This window comes from Halomonas sp. ND22Bw (genome assembly GCF_003011945.1).
Classification (GTDB): domain Bacteria; phylum Pseudomonadota; class Gammaproteobacteria; order Pseudomonadales; family Halomonadaceae; genus Halomonas; species Halomonas halophila.
In genome coordinates this window covers 1-17372 of record NZ_PXWD01000016.1, presented here as the reverse complement: position 1 = coordinate 17372, position 17372 = coordinate 1, and the positions used below count along the sequence as shown (strand labels likewise).

At 69.8% G+C, this 17372-nt stretch carries 16 protein-coding genes; 5 read left to right on the top strand and 11 right to left on the bottom strand.

Annotated features, from left to right (window positions below):
• Positions 1-110 precede the first annotated feature (110 nt).
• From CVH10_RS15485 to dksA, 5 genes are all read right to left on the bottom strand, one after another.
• Complete coding sequence (locus CVH10_RS15485; protein ID WP_035593009.1) at positions 111-1514, bottom strand: sigma-54 dependent transcriptional regulator; 1404 nt, start codon at positions 1512-1514, stop codon at positions 111-113.
• A complete protein-coding gene (locus tag CVH10_RS15480) occupies positions 1492-4446 on the bottom strand; it encodes an ATP-binding protein (protein ID WP_106489174.1) in 2955 nt (984 codons plus the stop codon). Before CVH10_RS15480 ends, CVH10_RS15485 begins: the two co-directional genes overlap by 23 nt.
• Complete coding sequence (locus CVH10_RS15475) at positions 4443-4637, bottom strand: hypothetical protein (protein ID WP_106489173.1); 195 nt, start codon at positions 4635-4637, stop codon at positions 4443-4445. Before CVH10_RS15475 ends, CVH10_RS15480 begins: the two co-directional genes overlap by 4 nt.
• Positions 4638-4646: 9 nt before the next feature.
• On the bottom strand, positions 4647-5537 hold the full coding sequence (gluQRS, locus tag CVH10_RS15470) for a tRNA glutamyl-Q(34) synthetase GluQRS (protein WP_106489172.1): 891 nt from the start codon (positions 5535-5537) through the stop codon (positions 4647-4649).
• 89 nt (positions 5538-5626) lie between these two features.
• Positions 5627-6064 (bottom strand): RNA polymerase-binding protein DksA, encoded by a 438-nt coding sequence (gene dksA, locus CVH10_RS15465; RefSeq protein WP_035593017.1) that lies wholly within the window; start codon positions 6062-6064, stop codon positions 5627-5629.
• 218 nt (positions 6065-6282) lie between these two features.
• Here dksA and CVH10_RS15460 point away from each other — a divergent pair, with 218 nt between their 5' ends.
• Together CVH10_RS15460 and sfsA are read left to right on the top strand one after the other, a co-directional pair.
• Positions 6283-7452, top strand: coding sequence for a pyridoxal phosphate-dependent aminotransferase (locus CVH10_RS15460; protein ID WP_106489171.1), 1170 nt, complete (start codon positions 6283-6285; stop codon positions 7450-7452).
• Positions 7452-8195: a DNA/RNA nuclease SfsA gene (gene sfsA, locus CVH10_RS15455; RefSeq protein ID WP_106489170.1), complete on the top strand. Its 744-nt coding sequence runs from the start codon at positions 7452-7454 to the stop codon at positions 8193-8195. The genes CVH10_RS15460 and sfsA overlap by 1 nt, the downstream gene beginning before the upstream one ends.
• A gap of 35 nt (positions 8196-8230) precedes the next feature.
• On the opposite strand, the gene metW is transcribed toward sfsA, so the two are convergent.
• The 5 genes from metW to CVH10_RS15430 all read right to left on the bottom strand — a co-directional run bounded on the left by metW (position 8231) and on the right by CVH10_RS15430 (position 12397).
• On the bottom strand, positions 8231-8824 hold the full coding sequence (gene metW, locus CVH10_RS15450; protein WP_035593045.1) for a methionine biosynthesis protein MetW: 594 nt from the start codon (positions 8822-8824) through the stop codon (positions 8231-8233).
• Complete coding sequence (locus CVH10_RS15445; RefSeq protein ID WP_046079376.1) at positions 8824-9981, bottom strand: homoserine O-acetyltransferase; 1158 nt, start codon at positions 9979-9981, stop codon at positions 8824-8826. Before CVH10_RS15445 ends, metW begins: the two co-directional genes overlap by 1 nt.
• Positions 9982-10163: 182 nt before the next feature.
• Positions 10164-10757, bottom strand: a complete 594-nt coding sequence (locus CVH10_RS15440) for a YggT family protein (protein WP_035593026.1) — start codon at positions 10755-10757, stop codon at positions 10164-10166.
• 46 nt (positions 10758-10803) lie between these two features.
• The gene (gene proC, locus CVH10_RS15435; RefSeq protein WP_035593028.1) at positions 10804-11628 is read right to left on the bottom strand and encodes a pyrroline-5-carboxylate reductase; all 825 of its coding nucleotides are present in this window, start codon (positions 11626-11628) and stop codon (positions 10804-10806) included.
• 61 nt (positions 11629-11689) lie between these two features.
• On the bottom strand, positions 11690-12397 hold the full coding sequence (locus CVH10_RS15430; RefSeq protein WP_106489169.1) for a YggS family pyridoxal phosphate-dependent enzyme: 708 nt from the start codon (positions 12395-12397) through the stop codon (positions 11690-11692).
• 54 nt (positions 12398-12451) lie between these two features.
• Here CVH10_RS15430 and CVH10_RS15425 point away from each other — a divergent pair, with 54 nt between their 5' ends.
• Together CVH10_RS15425 and CVH10_RS15420 are read left to right on the top strand one after the other, a co-directional pair.
• On the top strand, positions 12452-13489 hold the full coding sequence (locus CVH10_RS15425; RefSeq protein ID WP_035593033.1) for a type IV pilus twitching motility protein PilT: 1038 nt from the start codon (positions 12452-12454) through the stop codon (positions 13487-13489).
• 26 nt (positions 13490-13515) lie between these two features.
• Entirely contained in the window at positions 13516-14658 is a 1143-nt protein-coding gene (locus CVH10_RS15420; protein WP_106489168.1) for a PilT/PilU family type 4a pilus ATPase, read from the top strand.
• A gap of 22 nt (positions 14659-14680) precedes the next feature.
• On the opposite strand, the gene CVH10_RS15415 is transcribed toward CVH10_RS15420, so the two are convergent.
• Positions 14681-15811 (bottom strand): anhydro-N-acetylmuramic acid kinase, encoded by a 1131-nt coding sequence (locus CVH10_RS15415; RefSeq protein WP_106489167.1) that lies wholly within the window; start codon positions 15809-15811, stop codon positions 14681-14683.
• Between the two features lie 111 nt (positions 15812-15922).
• Between CVH10_RS15415 and tyrS the strand changes: the two genes are divergently transcribed.
• Positions 15923-17122 (top strand): tyrosine--tRNA ligase, encoded by a 1200-nt coding sequence (gene tyrS, locus CVH10_RS15410; protein WP_035593038.1) that lies wholly within the window; start codon positions 15923-15925, stop codon positions 17120-17122.
• The last annotated feature ends 250 nt before the right edge of the window (positions 17123-17372 follow it).

The following is a 17372-nucleotide window of genomic DNA, read 5'->3' as shown; positions in this document are numbered from 1 at the left end:
ACAAATGGTGCGTGTGCGCCGTCGAACGCCTCAAAAACGACGCCCGCGGGGTCGGCCGCGGGCGCTAGTGCTTTGGTCGTAGAGGCGGGCGGCGTCCGGTGCCCGTCGCCTCAGCCGGTGCTGCGGCGAGGGCCCTTCTTGCGCGGGATGCCGAGGCGCTGACGGCGCTCCCACAGGCACTTGCGGCTGATGCCGAGCTTCTGGGCCAGCTCGGTCTCGCTCATCTGGTCCTGGTGCTCGAGCACGAAGTGCTGGAAGTAGTCCTCGAGGGACAGGTCCTCTTCCTCCTCGTCCGGTCGTTCGCCGCCGCCGGACGCGGGCGGCTCGTCGTCAGGGATGGGCGGCGCCGGCGGGGCCGCACCGGCATGGGGCGGGGGGCCGATCCCCAGATCGTCGGGGTGTATCAGGTGGCCCTCGGCCAGGATCACCCCGCGCTCCAGGGCGTTCTCCAGCTCGCGCACGTTACCGGGCCAGGGGCAGTCGCGGATCACCCGTCGGGCGGCCCGCGACAGCTTGAGCCCTTCGCGTTCGTGGCGCCGGCAGGCCTTCTCCAGCAGCACGTCGGCGATTTCCAGGATGTCGTCCTCGCGGTCGCGCAGCGGCGGCAGGTCGATCTGCATCACGTTGAGGCGGTAGTAGAGGTCGAGGCGGAAGCCGCCGGTGCGTGACAGGGCGTGCAGGTCGCGATGGGTGGCGGCGATCAGGCGCACGTCGACGTGGCGGGTCTCCACCGAGCCGATCTTGCGGATCTCGCCCTCCTGCAGCACGCGCAGCAGGCGGGCCTGGGCATCCAGCGGCAGCTCGCCGATCTCGTCGAGGAACAGGGTGCCGCCGTCGGCGGCCTCGACCAGGCCGGTGCGGGCGGCGCTGGCGCCGGTGAAGGCGCCCTTCTCGTGGCCGAACAGCTCGGACTCGATCAGCGTCTCGGGGATGGCCGCGCAGTTGACGCACACCAGAGGGGCGGCGGCGCGCCGGCTCTGCTGGTGCAGGGCGCGGGCCACCAGCTCCTTGCCGGTGCCGGACTCGCCCTGGATCAGCACGGTGACGTCGGCCGGCGCGGTCTTGCGGATGCGGGTGTAGACCGCCTGCATGGCGGGGCAGTTGCCGATCATCGGCTGGCGTTCGCCGCCGGGGGCGGTGACGTCGGGCGGCTCGCCCTGCTGCAGGGCGCGCTGGTGGAGCACCCGGGCCACGGTCTCGAGCAGCTCGTCGTGATCGAAGGGCTTGGCCACGTAGTCCACGGCGCCGAGCTTCAGCGCCTCCACCGCCGAGCGCATGCTGGCGTAGCTGGTCATGATCAGCACCGGCACCGGGGCGACGCGGGCGACCAGCTCGGTGCCGGGATCCCCGGGCAGGCGCAGGTCGCTGATCACCAGGTCGAAGCCCTGGGGATCGAGGGCCAGCGCCTCGTCCACCGAGCCGGCCTCGCTGACGCGGTGGTCATGGCGTTCCAGCAGGCGCTTCAGGGCGCTGCGGATGATGGCTTCGTCTTCAACGATCAGGATCCGGCTCATCGGTACTCTCAGCATCCTCTCGGTGGAGGGGCAGCCACAGCAGGATACGGGTGCCATGGGCCTGCCCGGCGGGCGGGGACTCGATGTCGATCTGGCCGCCGTGCTCGGCGACGATGCTGTAGACCAGCGGCAGGCCGAGTCCCGTGCCCTCGCCGGCGGGCTTGGTGGTGGTGAAGGGCTCGAAGAGATGATCGCGGACCCGGGCGTCGATGCCGTGGCCCTCGTCGGTGACCGTGACCCGAAGCCGTTCGCCGTCCGCCTCGCCGGCGACGACCACTCGCCCGCCGGGCGCGCTGGCGTCGCGGGCGTTGCCGAGCAGGTTGATCATCACTTGCTGCAGGCGCTGGGCGTCGCCGGACACCCGTGGGTTCGGCGGGCAGCGGTTCTCGAAGCGGATATCCTCCCCCGAGCGGGCGAGGTGGATCAAGTTCAGGGCCTCGTCGGTGACCTCGGCCATCGACACCGGCGCGAAGGCGGCGCCGGTGACGTGGCGCCCGCCGTGGGCGAAGCCCACCAGCGAGCCGACGATGCGCGAGACGCGGTCGGTGAGCTGCTGGATCTGGTCGGCAGTCTCCCGGAGCTCGGGGTCATCGGTGTCGTAGCGCAGATTCTGGGCCAGCGAGGAGATGCCGGTGATGGGATTGCCGATCTCGTGGGCCACGCCGGCCGCCAGCTGGCCGATGGAGGCCAGGCGAGCGGCGTGCACCAGCTCGTCCTCCAGCCATTTCATCTCGCTGTGGTCCTCCACCAGGATGACGTTGCCGCCGTGGGCGTCGCGCTCGTCCTGATGTTCGGCCCGGTGCAGGCTCAGGAAGCGCTGGCCGTTCGCCAGCGTCACCGGTTGCTTGTAGAGCTGGCTGGCCGGTTCGGCGAGGATGCGGCCCAGCAGCTCGTCCCAGGGCGGCGGCAGGGTACCGCGGTGGGCGCCGATCACCGACTCGCCGGGGATGCCGGAGAGCTCGGCCAGGGCGTCGTTCCACATCAGCAGCTCGCCGTCCTCGCCGAAGGCGCACAGCCCCACCGGCAGCCGGCTCAGGGTGCGGCGATGATAGCGGCGCAGGCCGTCGATCTCACGGGCCAGGCCGTTGAGCCGCGGACGATAGTCCTCCAGCCGGTTCTCGACGAAGTGGATGTCCTCGGTGGCCCCGGGGCCGTCCTGGCGATAGGGCAGGAAGCGGTCGACGATGTCCTGGGCCACCGAGGGCCCCATCAGCCCGGAGAGATTGGCCTGGATGCGGTCGCGCAGCCGGCGCAGGGCATAGGGGCGGCCATCGAGAGGCGACATCTGCAACGCCGCCAGGGCGCGCTCCACCTCGCGCTCGGCGACCTCCTGACCCAGCGCCCGGGACAGGTGGCGCTTGATCTCCAGGCCGTTGGCGGCCACCAGCGGCAGGCGCATGGGGCGCACCACGGCGTCCACCGAGCAGGCCTCGGCGGCGGCCCGCTCGCCGGCCGAGGTGCGGGTGGCCAGCGAGACCAGGATGAAGACGAGCACGTTGGCGGCCAGCGAGACCAGCGTGACGAGATACCAGTCGGGCTCGTCGGCCAGCGCCTCCAGTCCCGGGGGGATCGGAGGGAGCCAGGGCGCGCCGCCGAGCAGCGACGGCCAGAGGCCGGCCAGCCAGATGGCCACGCCCACCGCGAGGCCGGTGACCATGCCCTTGCGGTTGGCGCCGGGCCAGTACAGCAGCGCCAGCATGCCCGGCAGGCACTGGGCCATGCCGACGAACGAGGCGATCGCCAGGGTCGACAGGTCGTGGTGCACGCCCACGGTGCGATAGAACAGCCAGCCGCCAACGATCACCGCGCCGATCAGGGCGCGCCGCAGCCAGCGCAGCCAGCGGTAGAGGTCGGGCTGGGCGATGGGCGGGTGGGCCACCAGCACCAGGTGGTTGAGGATCATCCCCGACAGCGCCAGGGAGATGATGATCATGGTGCCGCTGGCCGCGGCCAGGCCGGCGAGGAAGGCCAGGGCGCCGACCCACCACGAGGAGGACAGGGCGAAGGCCAGGTAGGCGCTGCCGGTGGTCGCGGGGTCGACCCCGAGACGCTGGGTTCCCCACAGGATCAGCGGCACCGGCAGGGCCATCAGCAGCAGGAACAGCGGCACCACCCAGCCGGCGCGCAGCAGGGTGCGGCGCTCCAGCGGCTCGGCGAAGGTGATGTGAAACATGTGCGGCATCAGGAAGGCCGCGGCGAAGAACAGCATCAGCAGGGTGCGCCACTGGGCCGGGGGCAGCGACTGCGTCTCGGCCTGGGCGAGGTGGCCCGGACCGTCGAGCCAGGCCTGGAGGTCGCCGGGGCCGTCGAAGATGCCGAACAGCGCCACGGCGCCCAGCGCCAGCATGGCGCCTAGCTTGACCACCGACTCCAGGGCGATCGCCGCCAGCAGGCCGTCCTGGCGGGCATTGAGGTGGGTATGCCGGGCGCCGAACAGGATCGCGAACAGCGCGATCAGGGCGCTGAAGCCCAGCGCCAGCCACTCCCGCGAGCCGCCGCCGGTCAGCAGACGGATGGCGTTGGCCATGGTCTGCACCTGCAGCGCCAGCAGCGGCAGCACCGCCAGCAGGCTGACCAGGGTGACCAGGGTGCCCACCCAGCGTGAGCGGAAGCGGAAGGCGAACAGGTCGGCCAGCGAGGCCAGCTGGTAGGTGTGGGCCATGCGCTGGATCGGCACCAGCAGCATCGGCGCCAGCAGGAAGGCACCGGCCGCGCCCAGGTAGTAGGCCAGGTAGCCGTAGCCGCTGCGGTCGGCCTGCTCGAGGGTGCCGTGGATGGCCCAGGCGCTGGCGTAGACGCCCAGCGCCAGGGTGTGGGTCGCGGGATGGCGGGCGAGGCGGTTCGCCGCCCCGCCCCGTTCCACCGCCAGGGCGCACAGGGCGAGCAGCAGCAGGTAGCCCACGCCCAGGGCGAGCAGGCCGGCGAGGTTCATTCGAGGTCCCCCTGGCGTCGCTCGTCGAGCTGGCGCTTGCGCTCCAGCCACACGGTCAGGGCGATCAGTCCGCCCCAGATCAGGAAGGGCCGATACCAGGCGGCGCCGGGGCTGCCCCAGCCGCTCATCAGCAGCGGCGAGAACAGGTAGCCGGCGAAGACCAGGAACAGCACGATGCGGTAGACGTACATGCGCTCTCCTCAGTCGGCGGCGGTCAGATGCCGCTCGGGATCGGCGCGCAGCCGCCATGGTGCCCAGCGGGCGATGGCGTGTTCGAGCTGCTCGGCCACCGGCGCCTCGGCCAGCGCGGCCGGCGGTGCCTGGTCGAGCAGCGTCAGGGCCCGATGCAGCAGCGGCCGGGCCTCGGGCTCGGCCTCCGGCAGCGCCGGGGCCAGGTTCTGCTTGGAGAGCTTCTGGCCGTCGTCGCCCATCACCAGCGGCAGGTGCAGGTAGCGCGGCTCGGGCAGGCCCAGGGCGTGCTGCAGCTGGCGCTGCCAGGGGGTGTTGTCGAGCAGGTCGGCGCCGCGCACCACCTCGTTGATGCCCTGGTCGGCGTCGTCGACCACCACGGCCAGCTGGTAGGCCCAGAGGCCGTCCTTGCGCTTGAGCACCACGTCGCCGAGCTCGGCCGGATCGAAGGCCTGCGGGCCGAACAGGCGATCCTGCCAGCGCACGGGGCGCAGGCCGAGGTCGCTACGCAGTCGCCAGGCCTGAGGCTGCTGCGGTTCGCACACGCCGTCGCGACACCAGCCGGGGTAGATCGCGTGATCGCGCCACTGCTTGCGCGAGCAGCTGCAGGGATAGGCCAGGCCCTGGGCCTCGAGGCGAGCCAGGGCGGCGGCGTAGGCGTCGTCACGCTCGCTCTGCCAGGCGACCGGGCCGTCCCAGTGCAGGCCGAAGGCCTCGAGCTGGCGCAGGATGGCATCGGAGGCGCCGGGCGGGCAGCGTGGCGGGTCGACGTCCTCGATGCGCAGTCCCCAGTGGCCCCGCGCGTGGCGGGCGTCGAGGAAGCTGGCGAGGGCGGCGACCAGTGAGCCGAAGTGCAAGGGACCCGAGGGGGTCGGCGCGAAGCGGCCACGATAGGCACTCATGGGCGGCTCCGGAGCGGAAGAGACAGGGTGAAGCGACGGTGCGGACGGGCGCCGGCGGCGCCCGTCGCGGAAGCGGTGGCGGCCGGGTATCAGCCGCCCAGCTGCTTCTCCTTGAGCTCGGCGAGGGTCTTGCAGTCGACGCACAGGGTCGCGGTGGGACGCGCCTCGAGGCGGCGGATGCCGATCTCGACGCCGCAGGCCTCGCAGAAGCCGTAGTCGTCCTCGTCGATCTTCTCGATGGTCTCGTTGATTTTCTTGAGCAGCTTGCGCTCGCGGTCGCGGGTGCGGAGCTCGAGGCTGAAGCCTTCCTCCTGGGTAGCGCGATCCGCGGGGTCGGCGTAGTTGTTCGCCTCTTCCTGGAGATGGCGCACCGTGCGATCCACTTCTTCCATGAGCTCCTGTTTCCAGCCCAGCAGGATCTGGCGGAAGTGCTCGAGCTGCTTCTCGTTCATGTACTCTTCACCCGGTGCCGGCTCGTACGGGGTGAATTTCTTGGGCGCTTCCATCTTCTTTTCTGCTACTGGCATGGGGCTGCCTCGTTACTTGTGTGACTGCTGATCAATACCCGATGAACTGCTCAAGGTATCTCACGCCAAAGGGATGCTTGTTTAGCGAAAAAACGCGGCCTTTGCAATCCCCCCGACGCGCCGGACTGCGCCAGCGCAACAAAAGTCGTAACATGCGAGCTTTGACCGTGAGCGGCCGAAAAGATGCCGGTCACGACTCGCCGTGCAAGGAGAAGCCCATGTCCTGGAGCTCGCGACTCGACGCCGTTGCTCCCTTCCGCGTGATGCGCCTGCTGGAGGCCGCCCAGGCCCGCGAGGCCGCCGGCCACGACGTCATCCATCTGGAGGTGGGCGAGCCGGACTTCCCCACTCCCGAACCGGTGCAGGCCGCGGGCCAGCGGGCCCTGGCCGAGGGGCAGACCCGCTACACGCCGGCGGCGGGGCTGCCGGCGCTGCGCGAGGCGATCGCCGGGCACTACGCGCGCCATTTCGACGCCGAGGTCGATCCGTCCCGCATCATCGTCACTCCGGGTGCCTCCGGCGCGCTGCTGCTGGCCAGCCAGCTGCTGGTCGAGGGCGGCGATCGGGTGCTGATGGCCGATCCCACCTATCCCTGCAATCGCCACTTCATGGCACTGGCCGGCGCCGAGATCGAGGCGGTGCCGGTGGGGCCGGCCAGCGGCTGGCAGCTCGACGCCGCGACCGTCGCCCGCCACTGGCGCGACGACACCCGGCTGGCGATGCTGGCCACGCCGTCGAACCCCACCGGGCACATGCTCGATGCCTCGGCCTTGGGCGCCGTGGCCGACACCGTCGCCGCGCGCGGCGGCCATCTGCTGGTCGACGAGATCTATCAGGGGTTGTGCTACGACCTGGCGCCGCTCTCCGCCGCCTCGGTGGCGCCGCAGGCCTTCGTGGTCAACAGCTTCTCCAAGTACTTCGGCATGACCGGCTGGCGCCTGGGCTGGCTGGTGGCGCCGGAGGCGGCGGTCGAGCCGCTGACCCGGCTGGCGCAGAACGTCTTCCTGTCGGCACCGACGCCGGCCCAGCACGCCGCCCTGGCGGCCTTCGAGCCCGAGTGTCGGGACATCCTCGAGGCGCGCCGCCGGGAGCTGGCGCAGCGCCGCGACGCCCTGCTGGCGGGGCTGGAGCGACTGGGGCTGGCGCCCGATCAGCCGCCCCAGGGCGCCTTCTACCTGTGGCTCGACGTGTCCCGCTACACCCGCGACAGCGAGGCCTTCTGCCGGCGCCTGCTCGAGGAGGAGAACGTGGCCATCACTCCGGGCACCGACTTCGCCCTCGAGGGCGGCGAATACCATGTGCGCATCGCCTTCACCACCGGCGTCGAGCGTCTGGAGGAGGCCGTGATGCGGCTGGGGCGGTTCCTGAGTCGCCAGGAGGGCGCCTGATGGACTATGCCGCGCCGCTGGTGGCGGGCGTGCTGCTGCGCCGCTACAAGCGCTTCCTGGCCGACGTGCGCCTGGACGACGGCCGCGAGGTCGTCGCCCACTGCCCCAACACCGGCTCGATGCGCGCGGTCAACGTGCCGGGCTGCCGGGTGTGGCTGTCGCCAAGCGACGATCCGCGGCGCAAGCTGGCCTGGACCTGGGAGCTGATCGAGCTGCCTCGGCCGGAGGGCGGCGTCGACCTGGCCTCGGTGCATACCGGGCGGGCCAACCGCATCGTCGAGGAGGCGCTGGTGGCGGGCACGGTCGAGCCGCTGGCCGGGGCCGGTACGCTGAAGCGTGAGGCCAGGGTGGAGGGCGCGAGGCTGGATTTCCGGCTGGATGGCGATGCCGGCGCGACCACCTATGTCGAGGTCAAGCAGGTGACCCTGCGCGAGGACGACGGCCACGGCTACTTTCCCGATGCGGTCAGCGAGCGTGGGCGCAGGCACCTCGAGACCCTGGCCGCGCTCGCCGCCGAGGGCCATCGTGCGGTGCTGCTGTTCTGCGTCGCCCATGAGGGCATCCGCTCGGTGGCGCCGGCCGGCCACCTGGATCCGGCCTATGCCGAGGCGCTGCGCCGGGTGGCCGGCGAGGGCGTGGAGGTGCTGGCGCGGGCCTGCCGCTTCACGCGGGAAGACGGGCGGCCGGTGGCCGTGAGCCTGGGCGAGGCGGTGCCGGTCGAGCTCGAGCGCCGCTATCGCTGACGGGCACGAACCGGACGGGGCGGTGCCCCGTCCGCTCAGCGCCGGGTGACGCGAAAGATCGCGATCTCGCCGAACAGGTTGGGCCAGCGCCGCGAGGCCCAGTTGCCGCCACGGCTGCCGACGCCCACCGCCCGGTCGACGATCGACAGCCCCTTGTCGCGACACAGCTGCTCGAAGTCGTTGAAGGTCGAGAGGTGGATGTTGGGGGTGTCGTACCAGGCGTGGGGCAGCGACTTGGAGACTGGCATGTAGCCGCGCAGGCCCAGATAGGCGCGGTGACGCCAGTAGGCGAAGTTGGGGAAGGTGATGATGCACTCGTCGGCCACGCGCAGCATCTCGTCGAGCATGCGGTCCGGGCGGCGCAGCGCCTGGAGGGCCTGGGTCATCACCACCAGGTCGCAGGCGTCGTCCTCGAAGTTGGAGAGCCCCTCGTCGAGGTTCTGCTCGATGACGTTGACGCCCCGGGCCAGGCAGGCGGTGATGCCGTCCGGGTCGATTTCCAGGCCGTAGCCGGTGACGTTCTTGCTCTCGGCCAGGGCCGCCAGCAGGGTGCCGTCGCCGCAGCCCAGGTCGAGCACCCGGGCGCCGTGCGGCACCCAGTCGTGGATACGTTGCAGGTCGGCGCGCATCATGAGCGTTCCTCCAGTCCCTGGTCGCGGGCCACGCGTTGCATGAAGGCGGCGAACACCGCCAGGTAGCGGGGCTCGGGCAGCAGGAAGGCGTCGTGGCCGTGGGGCGAGTCGATGTTGGCGTAGCTGACCGCCTTGCCGGCGCGTATCAGGGCGTTGGCCAGTTCCTTCGAGCGCGACGGCGGGAAACGCCAGTCGCTGGTGAAGCTGACCACCAGGAAGGGGCAGGCGGCCGGGGCCAGCGCCGCCGCCAGGTCGCCGCCGTGGGCTGCCGCCGGATCGAAGTAGTCCAGCGCCTTGGTCATCAGCAGGTAGGTGTTGGCATCGAACGAGGTCGAGAAGGTGTCGCCCTGGTAGCGCAGGTAGGACTCCACCTGGAACTCCACGTCGTAGCCGAAGTTGAGGTCGTCGCTGCGCAGGTCGCGGCCGAACTTGCTGCCCATGGCGTCTTCGGACAGGTAGGTGATGTGCCCCACCATGCGGGCGAGCTTGAGCCCGCGGCGTGGCAGGGTGGCGTGTTCGGCGTAGTGGCCGTCGAAGAATTCGGGGTCGGAGCGGATCGCCTGGCGGGCCACCTCGTTGAAACCGATGTTCTGGGCCGACAGCTTGGGCGTGGCGGCGATCACCGCGGCGTGGGCGACACGCTCGGGGTAGGTCAGGGCCCACTGCAGCGCCTGCATGCCGCCGAGGCTGCCGCCGACCACCGCGGCGAAGCGCTGGATGCCGAGCCGGTCGGCCAGGCGCGCCTGGCTGTGCACCCAGTCGATCACCGTCATCATCGGGAAGTCGGGGCCCCAGGCGGTGCCGGTCTCGGGGTTCTCGCTGGTCGGCCCGGTGCTGCCGTGGCAGCCGCCCAGGTTGTTCAGCGAGACCACGAAGAAGCGGTCGGTGTCGATCGACTTGCCGGGGCCGATATGGGCGTTCCACCAGCCGGGCTTGCGGTCGTCCGCCGAGTGGTAGCCGGCGGCATGGTGATGCCCCGACAGGGCGTGGCAGATCAGCACGGCGTTGGTGCCCTCGGCGTTGAGGGTGCCGTAGGTCTCGTAGACGAGGTCGTAGGCCGGCAGCGTTCTGCCGCAGGCCAGCTCCAGGGGGTCGTCGAAGTGCGCCGTCTGCGGCGTCACCAGGCCGACCGAATCGCGTGGCTGCTCGGTCATCTGTCAGGCGTGTCCAGTCGTTTTTCGTTGGTATTCGGGGCGTGACGGGAGGCTCGGCTCGATCCGCGCCGGGGATGAGCCGGCGCGAGGGGTCTTGGCCATGGGTGGGGTCAAGGCGCCCTCGCGACGGCTTGTCGCCGGAAACGCTCATCGCGAATGCCGGATCGTCGGCGACGTGCCTTCTAGAGCCCCACCAGCACGCCGACGACGCCGGCGGCGCGGATCAGCGAGCCCACCACGATGCCGTCGAGCAGGCTGATGGCGATGAACACCACGATCGGCGAGAGGTCGAGCATGCCCAGCGGCGGGATCACCCGGCGCACCGGCGCCATGATCGGCTCCACCAGCTGCATGACCAGGATCGCCGCCGGGTGGCTGGCGCGGGGCGACACCCAGCTGAGGATGATCATCACGATCAGCGCGAAGAAGTAGATCTTGAGAATGGCATTGGCCAGCGCCGCCACCGCGCCGATCGCTAGGCTACCGATCGGTGCCATGCCGTAGCCGGCGATCTGCAGGATGGCCACGATGGCGATCAGCTTGACCACCAGGCCGGCCGCCAGGGTGGCCAGGTCGAAGCGGTTCATCACCGGCCCCAGGAAACTCTGGAAGGGGCGTACCACCGGCTGGGTGATCTTCACCACCGACTGGCTGATCGGGTTGTAGTAGTCGGCCCGGGATGCCTGCAGCAGGAAGCGCAGCATCAGCAGGAACAGGTAGATATTGACGAGGGTGTTGACCAGCAGCAGGCCGGCGTTTCCCAGTTGACTGCCCATCGGGGCTCCTCCGTGTCTTGTGCGATCGGTCGCGGTGGCGCGGCGTTCAGTGCTTGCCGAGTTCGTCGGCCATTTCGCGGGCGCGGGCAGCGCAGGCGTCCATGGCCTCGGCCACGATGCGGCGCATGCCGGCATCCTCGAGGTGCGAGATGGCGCGCTCGGTGGTGCCGCCGGGCGACATCACGTTGCGCTTGAGCTCGCCCGGGGTCTTGTCGCTGTCCATCGCCATGCGCGCCGCGCCGAAGGCGGTCTGCATGGCCAGCCTGCGGGCGGTGTCGGCGGGCAGGCCGAGGCTGACGCCGGCCTCTTCCATGGCCTCGAACATCAGGAAGAAGTAGGCCGGAGCGCTGCCGGAGACCGCGGTCACGGCTTCCAGCAGGCCTTCGTCGTCGACCCACTCGACCAGGCCCACGGCCTCGAGCAGTTCGGTGGCGAGGTCGCGCTGGGTGTCGCTGACCTTGGCGTTGGCATAGAGCCCGGCGGCGCCGGCGCCGACCAGCGAGGGCGTGTTGGGCATGCAGCGCACCACGGCGAGTTCGCCCCCCAGCCAGGCCTCGAGGGTCTCGGCGGGCAGGCCGGCCGCCACCGAGACGATCAGCGGCTTGCGCGCCTGGATCGCGTCGCGCATCCCGGCGCAGACGTCCTGCATGATCTGCGGCTTGACCGCCAGCACCACCACGTCGGCCTCGGCCACGGCGGCGGCGTTGTCGGTGGCGGTGTGGATGCCGTACTTCTCGCGCATCGGTGCGAGCATCTCGTCGTTGGGCGAGGTGGCGGTGATGGCGTCGCGGGGATAGCCGCTGTCGATCATGCCGCCGATGATGGCGCCGGCCATGTTGCCGGCGCCGATGAAGGTGACTTGGCTTGCCATGCGTTCAATCCTGTGTGGGTCGACGAATGGGCCGTCGGCATGCCGGCGGCGTCGTGAGTGATCAGGCGGAGGTGTCGCGTGCCCCGAAGATGGCGGTGCCGAGCCGCACCTGGGTGGCGCCCTCGGCCACGGCGGCTTCCAGGTCGGCGCTCATGCCCATCGAGAGGGCGTCGAGCCGTGCCTCGGGAAAGCGCTCGCGGAGGTCCTCGAGCGCCTCGCGCAGGCGGGCGAAGGGGCGGTGCTGTGCGGCGGGATCGTCGGCCGGGGCCGGGATCGCCATCAGCCCGCGCAGCCGGAGGTTCGGCATGGCCAGCACGGCCTCGGCCAGTGCCGGGAGATCGGCGACGGAGACGCCGGACTTCGAGGGCTCGTCGCTGATGTTGACCTGCAGGCAGACGTTCAGCGGCGGCAGCGTCTCGGGGCGCTGGGCATCGAGGCGGCGAGCGATCTTCTCGCGTTCCAGGCTGTGCACCCAGGCGAAGTGCTCGGCCACGTCGCGGGTCTTGTTCGATTGCAGCGGGCCGATGAAATGCCAGACGATATCGTCGAGATCCGCGAGCGCCTCCTGCTTCTCCAGCGCCTCCTGCAGGTAGTTCTCGCCGAAGTCGCGCTGGCCCAGCGCGTGCGCTTCGCGGATCATGGCGGCGGGTTTGGTCTTGCTCACGGCCAGCAGCGTCGCGCCGTCGGGCGCGCGGCCGGCATCGGCCAGTGCCGCGTCGAGGCGGTGGCGGGCGTTGGCCAGGGCGTCACGAAGTGCCAAGTTTGTCATGTCGCAAGCTTTACCATACTAAGAACACCTCTATCCCGGGAGCAGGGGAATCGCATGGATATTACCGAACTGCTGGCATTCTCGGCAAAGCAGAACGCCTCGGACCTTCACCTTTCGGCCGGCCTGCCGCCGATGATCCGGGTCGACGGCGACATTCGGCGGCTCAACGTGCCGGCCATGGACGATCGTGAGGTCCGCAAGCTGATCTACGATATCCTCGCCGATCGTCAGCGGCGCGACTTCGAGGAGTACCTGGAAACCGACTTCTCCTTCGAGGTGCCGGGCGTCTCGCGCTTTCGCGTCAACGTCTTCCACCAGGCTCGCGGCGCCGGGGCGGTGTTTCGCACCATTCCCTCCGAGGTGCTGACCATGGAGGATCTGGGCATGGGCGAGACGTTCCGCCGCCTGGCCATGCTGCCGCGCGGCCTGGTGCTGGTGACCGGTCCTACCGGCTCGGGCAAGAGCACCACCCTGGCGGCGATGATCGACCACATCAACGACAACCGCTTCGAGCATATCCTGACCATCGAGGATCCGGTGGAATTCGTGCATCGCAGCAAGCGCTGCCTGATCAACCAGCGCGAGGTGCATCGCGACACCCAGGGCTTCGCCCCGGCGCTGCGCAGTGCGCTGCGCGAGGACCCGGACGTGATCCTGGTCGGCGAGATGCGCGATCTGGAGACCATCCGGCTGGCGCTGACCGCGGCCGAAACCGGCCACCTGGTGTTCGGCACCCTGCATACCACCTCGGCGGCCAAGACCATCGACCGGATCATCGATGTCTTCCCGGGGGACGAGAAGGCCATGGTGCGCTCGATGCTCTCCGAGTCGCTGCAGGCGGTGATCTCGCAGACCCTGCTCAAGCGCCAGGGCGGCGGCCGGGTGGCGGCCCACGAGATCCTGATCGCCACCTCGGCCGTGCGCAACCTGATCCGCGAGGACAAGGTGGCGCAGATCTACTCGGCGCTGCAGACCGGCGGCAACCTGGGCATGCAGACCCTGGATACGGCGCTGTCGCGGCTGGTGGCGGACAACGTGGTCGCCCGTGAGGAAGCCCAGACCAAGGCGCGAGCCACGCTCGCGCATCAATGAGGCGGTGAGGCAGGAGGAAAGCGTCAATGACCGCGAAGGAATGGCTGTATCAGCTGCTCGACATCATGATCGAGAAGGAAGCCTCGGACCTGCTGATCTCGGTGGGTGCACCGCCGACGCTGAAGATGGCCGGTCAGCTGACGCCCATGGGCGAAGAAGGGCTGTCGGTGGTGCAGGTCGGCGAGCTGGTGGCGGCGGCAATGCCCGAGAATCACCGGGCGCGCTTCGACGATGAGCAGGAGGCCAATTTCGCGCTCAGCCTGTCGGGGCGGGGGCGCTTCCGCGTCAGTGCCTTCCGCCAGCGCAACCAGCCGGCCATGGTGCTCCGGCGCATCGCCTTCGAGATTCCCCATCTCGAGGAACTGTCGCTGCCGGAGGTGCTCGGTGAGCTGGCCAACATCAAGCGCGGGCTGGTGTTCGTGGTCGGTGGCACCGGCACCGGCAAGTCGACGACCCTGGCGTCGATGATCCAGCAGCGCAACGAGACCGCCGGCGGCCACATCATCAGCATCGAGGATCCGATCGAGTACGTGCACCCCCACCGCCGAGCGATCATCAACCAGCGCGAGGTCGGCATCGACACCGAGTCGTTCGAGGTGGCGCTGAAGAACACCCTGCGCCAGGCCCCGGACGTGATCCTGATCGGCGAGATCCGCACCCGGGAGACCATGGAGCATGCGCTGGCTTTCGCCGAGACCGGCCACCTGTGCCTGGCGACCCTGCATGCCAACAACGCCAACCAGGCGCTGGAACGCATCATCCACTTCTTCCCCCACGAGCGGCACGACCAGATCTGGCTCGACCTGTCGCTCAACCTGCAGGCCATCGTCGCCCAGCAGCTGCTGCCGACCCAGGCCGGTGGCCGCTGCCCGGCCATCGAGGTCCTGCTGAAGTCGCCGCTGATCGCCGACCTGATCCGCAAGGGGGAGGTGGCGGACGTCAAGAACGTCATGGCCCGCTCCCGGGACATGGGCATGCAGACCTTCGACCAGGCGCTCTATGACCTCTACAGCAAAGGGGCGATCAGCGAGGAAGTGGCGCTGGTGCACGCCGATTCGGCCAACGATCTGCGCATGATGATCAAGTATGGCGACGAGCAGGGCGTGGGGCTGGCGCAGGCCAAGGAGGCGGCCAGCCAACTGTCCCTGCGCGGCGAGGATGACTATTGAGTCATCCCCGCTGGCGGGGCGATCAAGGTGCGAACAGGCCGCCCAGCACTCGCGGGCCGGCGGCGCCGGTGACCGAGGGCAGATTGCCGGACAGGCCCTCGAGGCGGCACCAGGCCAGCCAGGCGAAGGCCGCGGCCTCGAGCCAGTCGGGCGACCAGCCGAAGGCCTCGGCGGTTTCCAGTCGCGTGTCGGGCATTCGGCGTGCCAGGCGGGCCAGCAGATTGGCGTTGTGGGCGCCGCCACCGCAGGGAATCAGGCATTCGGCGGGCGGGGCGTCGTAGGCGTCGCGGGCCATTTCCACGGCCAGCGCCACGCTGGCGGCGGTCAGCTCGGCGAGGGTGGCCTGAACGTCCTCCGGGCGCTCGTGGCCGTCGAGATGTGAGGCCAGCCAGTCGAGATGGAAGACCTCGCGACCGGTACTGCGCGGTGGCGGGCGATGGAAGAAGGGCTCGGCAAGCAGCCGCTCCAGCAGGGCTTCATCGACGCGGCCAGAGGCCGCCCAGGCGCCGTCGGCATCGAAGCTTCCTCGGCGATGGCGGGCGTGCCAGGCGTCCAGCAGGGCGTTGGCCGGGCCGCTGTCGAAGCCCAGGGGGGGGCGGTCGTCCTCCCGCGGCGGCAGCAGGGTCAGGTTGGCGAAGCCGCCCAGGTTCAGCACCAGGCGCCACTTGCCCGGGGCGCGGAACAGTGCCTGATGAAAGGCGGGCGCCAGGGGTGCGGCCTGGCCGCCGGCGGCCAGGTCGCGTCGACGGAAGTCGGCGACCACCGGGCAGCCGGTGAGCTCGGCCAGCAGGCTGGGGTTGTCGAGCTGCAGGGTATAGGCCGGCCCTCCGTCGTGGCCCCAGGGGGCGTGCTCGATGGTCTGGCCATGGCTGCCGACGGCGGCGATGTCGGCGGGAGCGAGCCCGGCATCCGCCAGTAATCCGGTGACGGCTCGGGCCTGGGCCTCGCAGAAGCCTTGCTCGGCCGCGGCCAGGTCGGCGAAGCCGGCGCCGTCGGCGTGGCAGAGCGCCCACAGGCGCTCGCGGAGTGTCGGCGGCATCGGCTCGCCGTGGGTGGCGATCAGGCGTGGGGGCCGTGTCGCCGAGCAGTCGACCAGGGCGGCGTCGATGCCGTCGAGACTGGTGCCGGACATCAGGCCGATGAAGTAGGGCATTAGGGCTCTCGCTGGGGCTCAACCGTCGATGGCTGGCATGGTAACATCCTCGCCCATTGCCAATGTCCTGCGTCGCCCGAACGGGCCGCCCTGCCGAGTGGAGAGGAGAGCATGACCGATGTCGCCGACGCGCTAGCGTTGCTCAAGCGTGGTACTCACGAGATCCTGCTGGAAGACGAGCTGGAGAAGAAGCTGGCCTCCGGCCGTCCGCTGCGCATCAAGGCGGGCTTCGATCCCACCGCGCCGGACCTGCATCTGGGGCACAGCGTGCTGCTGACCAAGATGCGCCAGTTCCAGGATCTCGGTCATACGGTCATCTTTCTGATCGGGGACTTCACCGGCCGCATCGGCGATCCCACCGGCAAGAACGTCACCCGCAAGCCGCTCACCGAGGAAGAGGTCAAGGCCAACGCCGAGACCTACAAGGCCCAGGTGTTCAAGATCCTCGATCCCGAGAAGACCGAGGTGCGCTTCAACGCCGAGTGGTTCTCCGCCATGAGCGCGGCCGACATGATCTCGCTGGCGGGGCAGAGCACCGTGGCGCGCATGCTCGAGCGCGACGACTTCGAGAAGCGCTACAAGTCCGGCCAGTCGATCTCCATTCACGAGTTCCTGTATCCGCTGGTGCAGGGCTACGACTCCGTGGCCCTGGAGGCCGACGTCGAGCTGGGCGGCACCGACCAGAAGTTCAACCTGCTGATGGGCCGCGAGCTGCAGAAGCACTACGGCCAGTCTTCCCAGGTCGTCATCACCATGCCGCTGCTCGAGGGCCTGGACGGCGTGCAGAAGATGTCCAAGTCGCTGGGCAACTATGTGGGCGTCGACGATACGCCGGGCACCATGTTCAACAAGCTGGTATCGATGCCCGACAGCCTCATGTGGCGCTACTTCGAGCTGCTCTCGCTGAAGAGCAACGAGGAAATCGAGGCGCTCAAGCGCGATGTCGAGGGCGGTGCCAACCCGCGCGACGTGAAGATGGAGCTGGCCCGCGAGCTGATCGCCCGCTATCACGGCGATGAGGCCGCCGCCAATGCCCACCGCAGCGCCGGCAACCAGCTGGCCGACGGCGAGCTGCCGGAAGACCTGCCGGAAGTGGAGGTCGACTTCGAGGGCAGCGAGCAGGCCCCCATCGCCGCACTGCTCAATCGCGCCGGGCTGACCAAGAACAGCGCCCAGGCCAAGGACATGCTCAAGAACGGCCGGGTCAAAGTCGACGGCGAGGTCGTGGAGCCGAGCGCCATGCTGGATACCGGCAAGAGCTACGTGGTTCAGGCCGGGAAGAAGCGCTACGCGCGCGTCATCGTCGCCTGATGCGCTGACGAGTGCCGAGACGAACGCCCGCCTCGTGCGGGCGTTGTTGTCTCTGGGCGTCGGGCCTGGATTATCCACAGGCGGTCGAGCGGGCAGGCGGGTGTGGATAGCTTTCTGGGGGTGCAGGCGCAGGTGAGTGTCACGCCCTGTTCATCCCCTCGTCACGATTCGGTAAATAGTCCTTGCGTTGCCCCGGGAGAATCCGTAAAGTACGCATCCGCTGCCGGCGACGGGCAACGTTGCAGGCGGT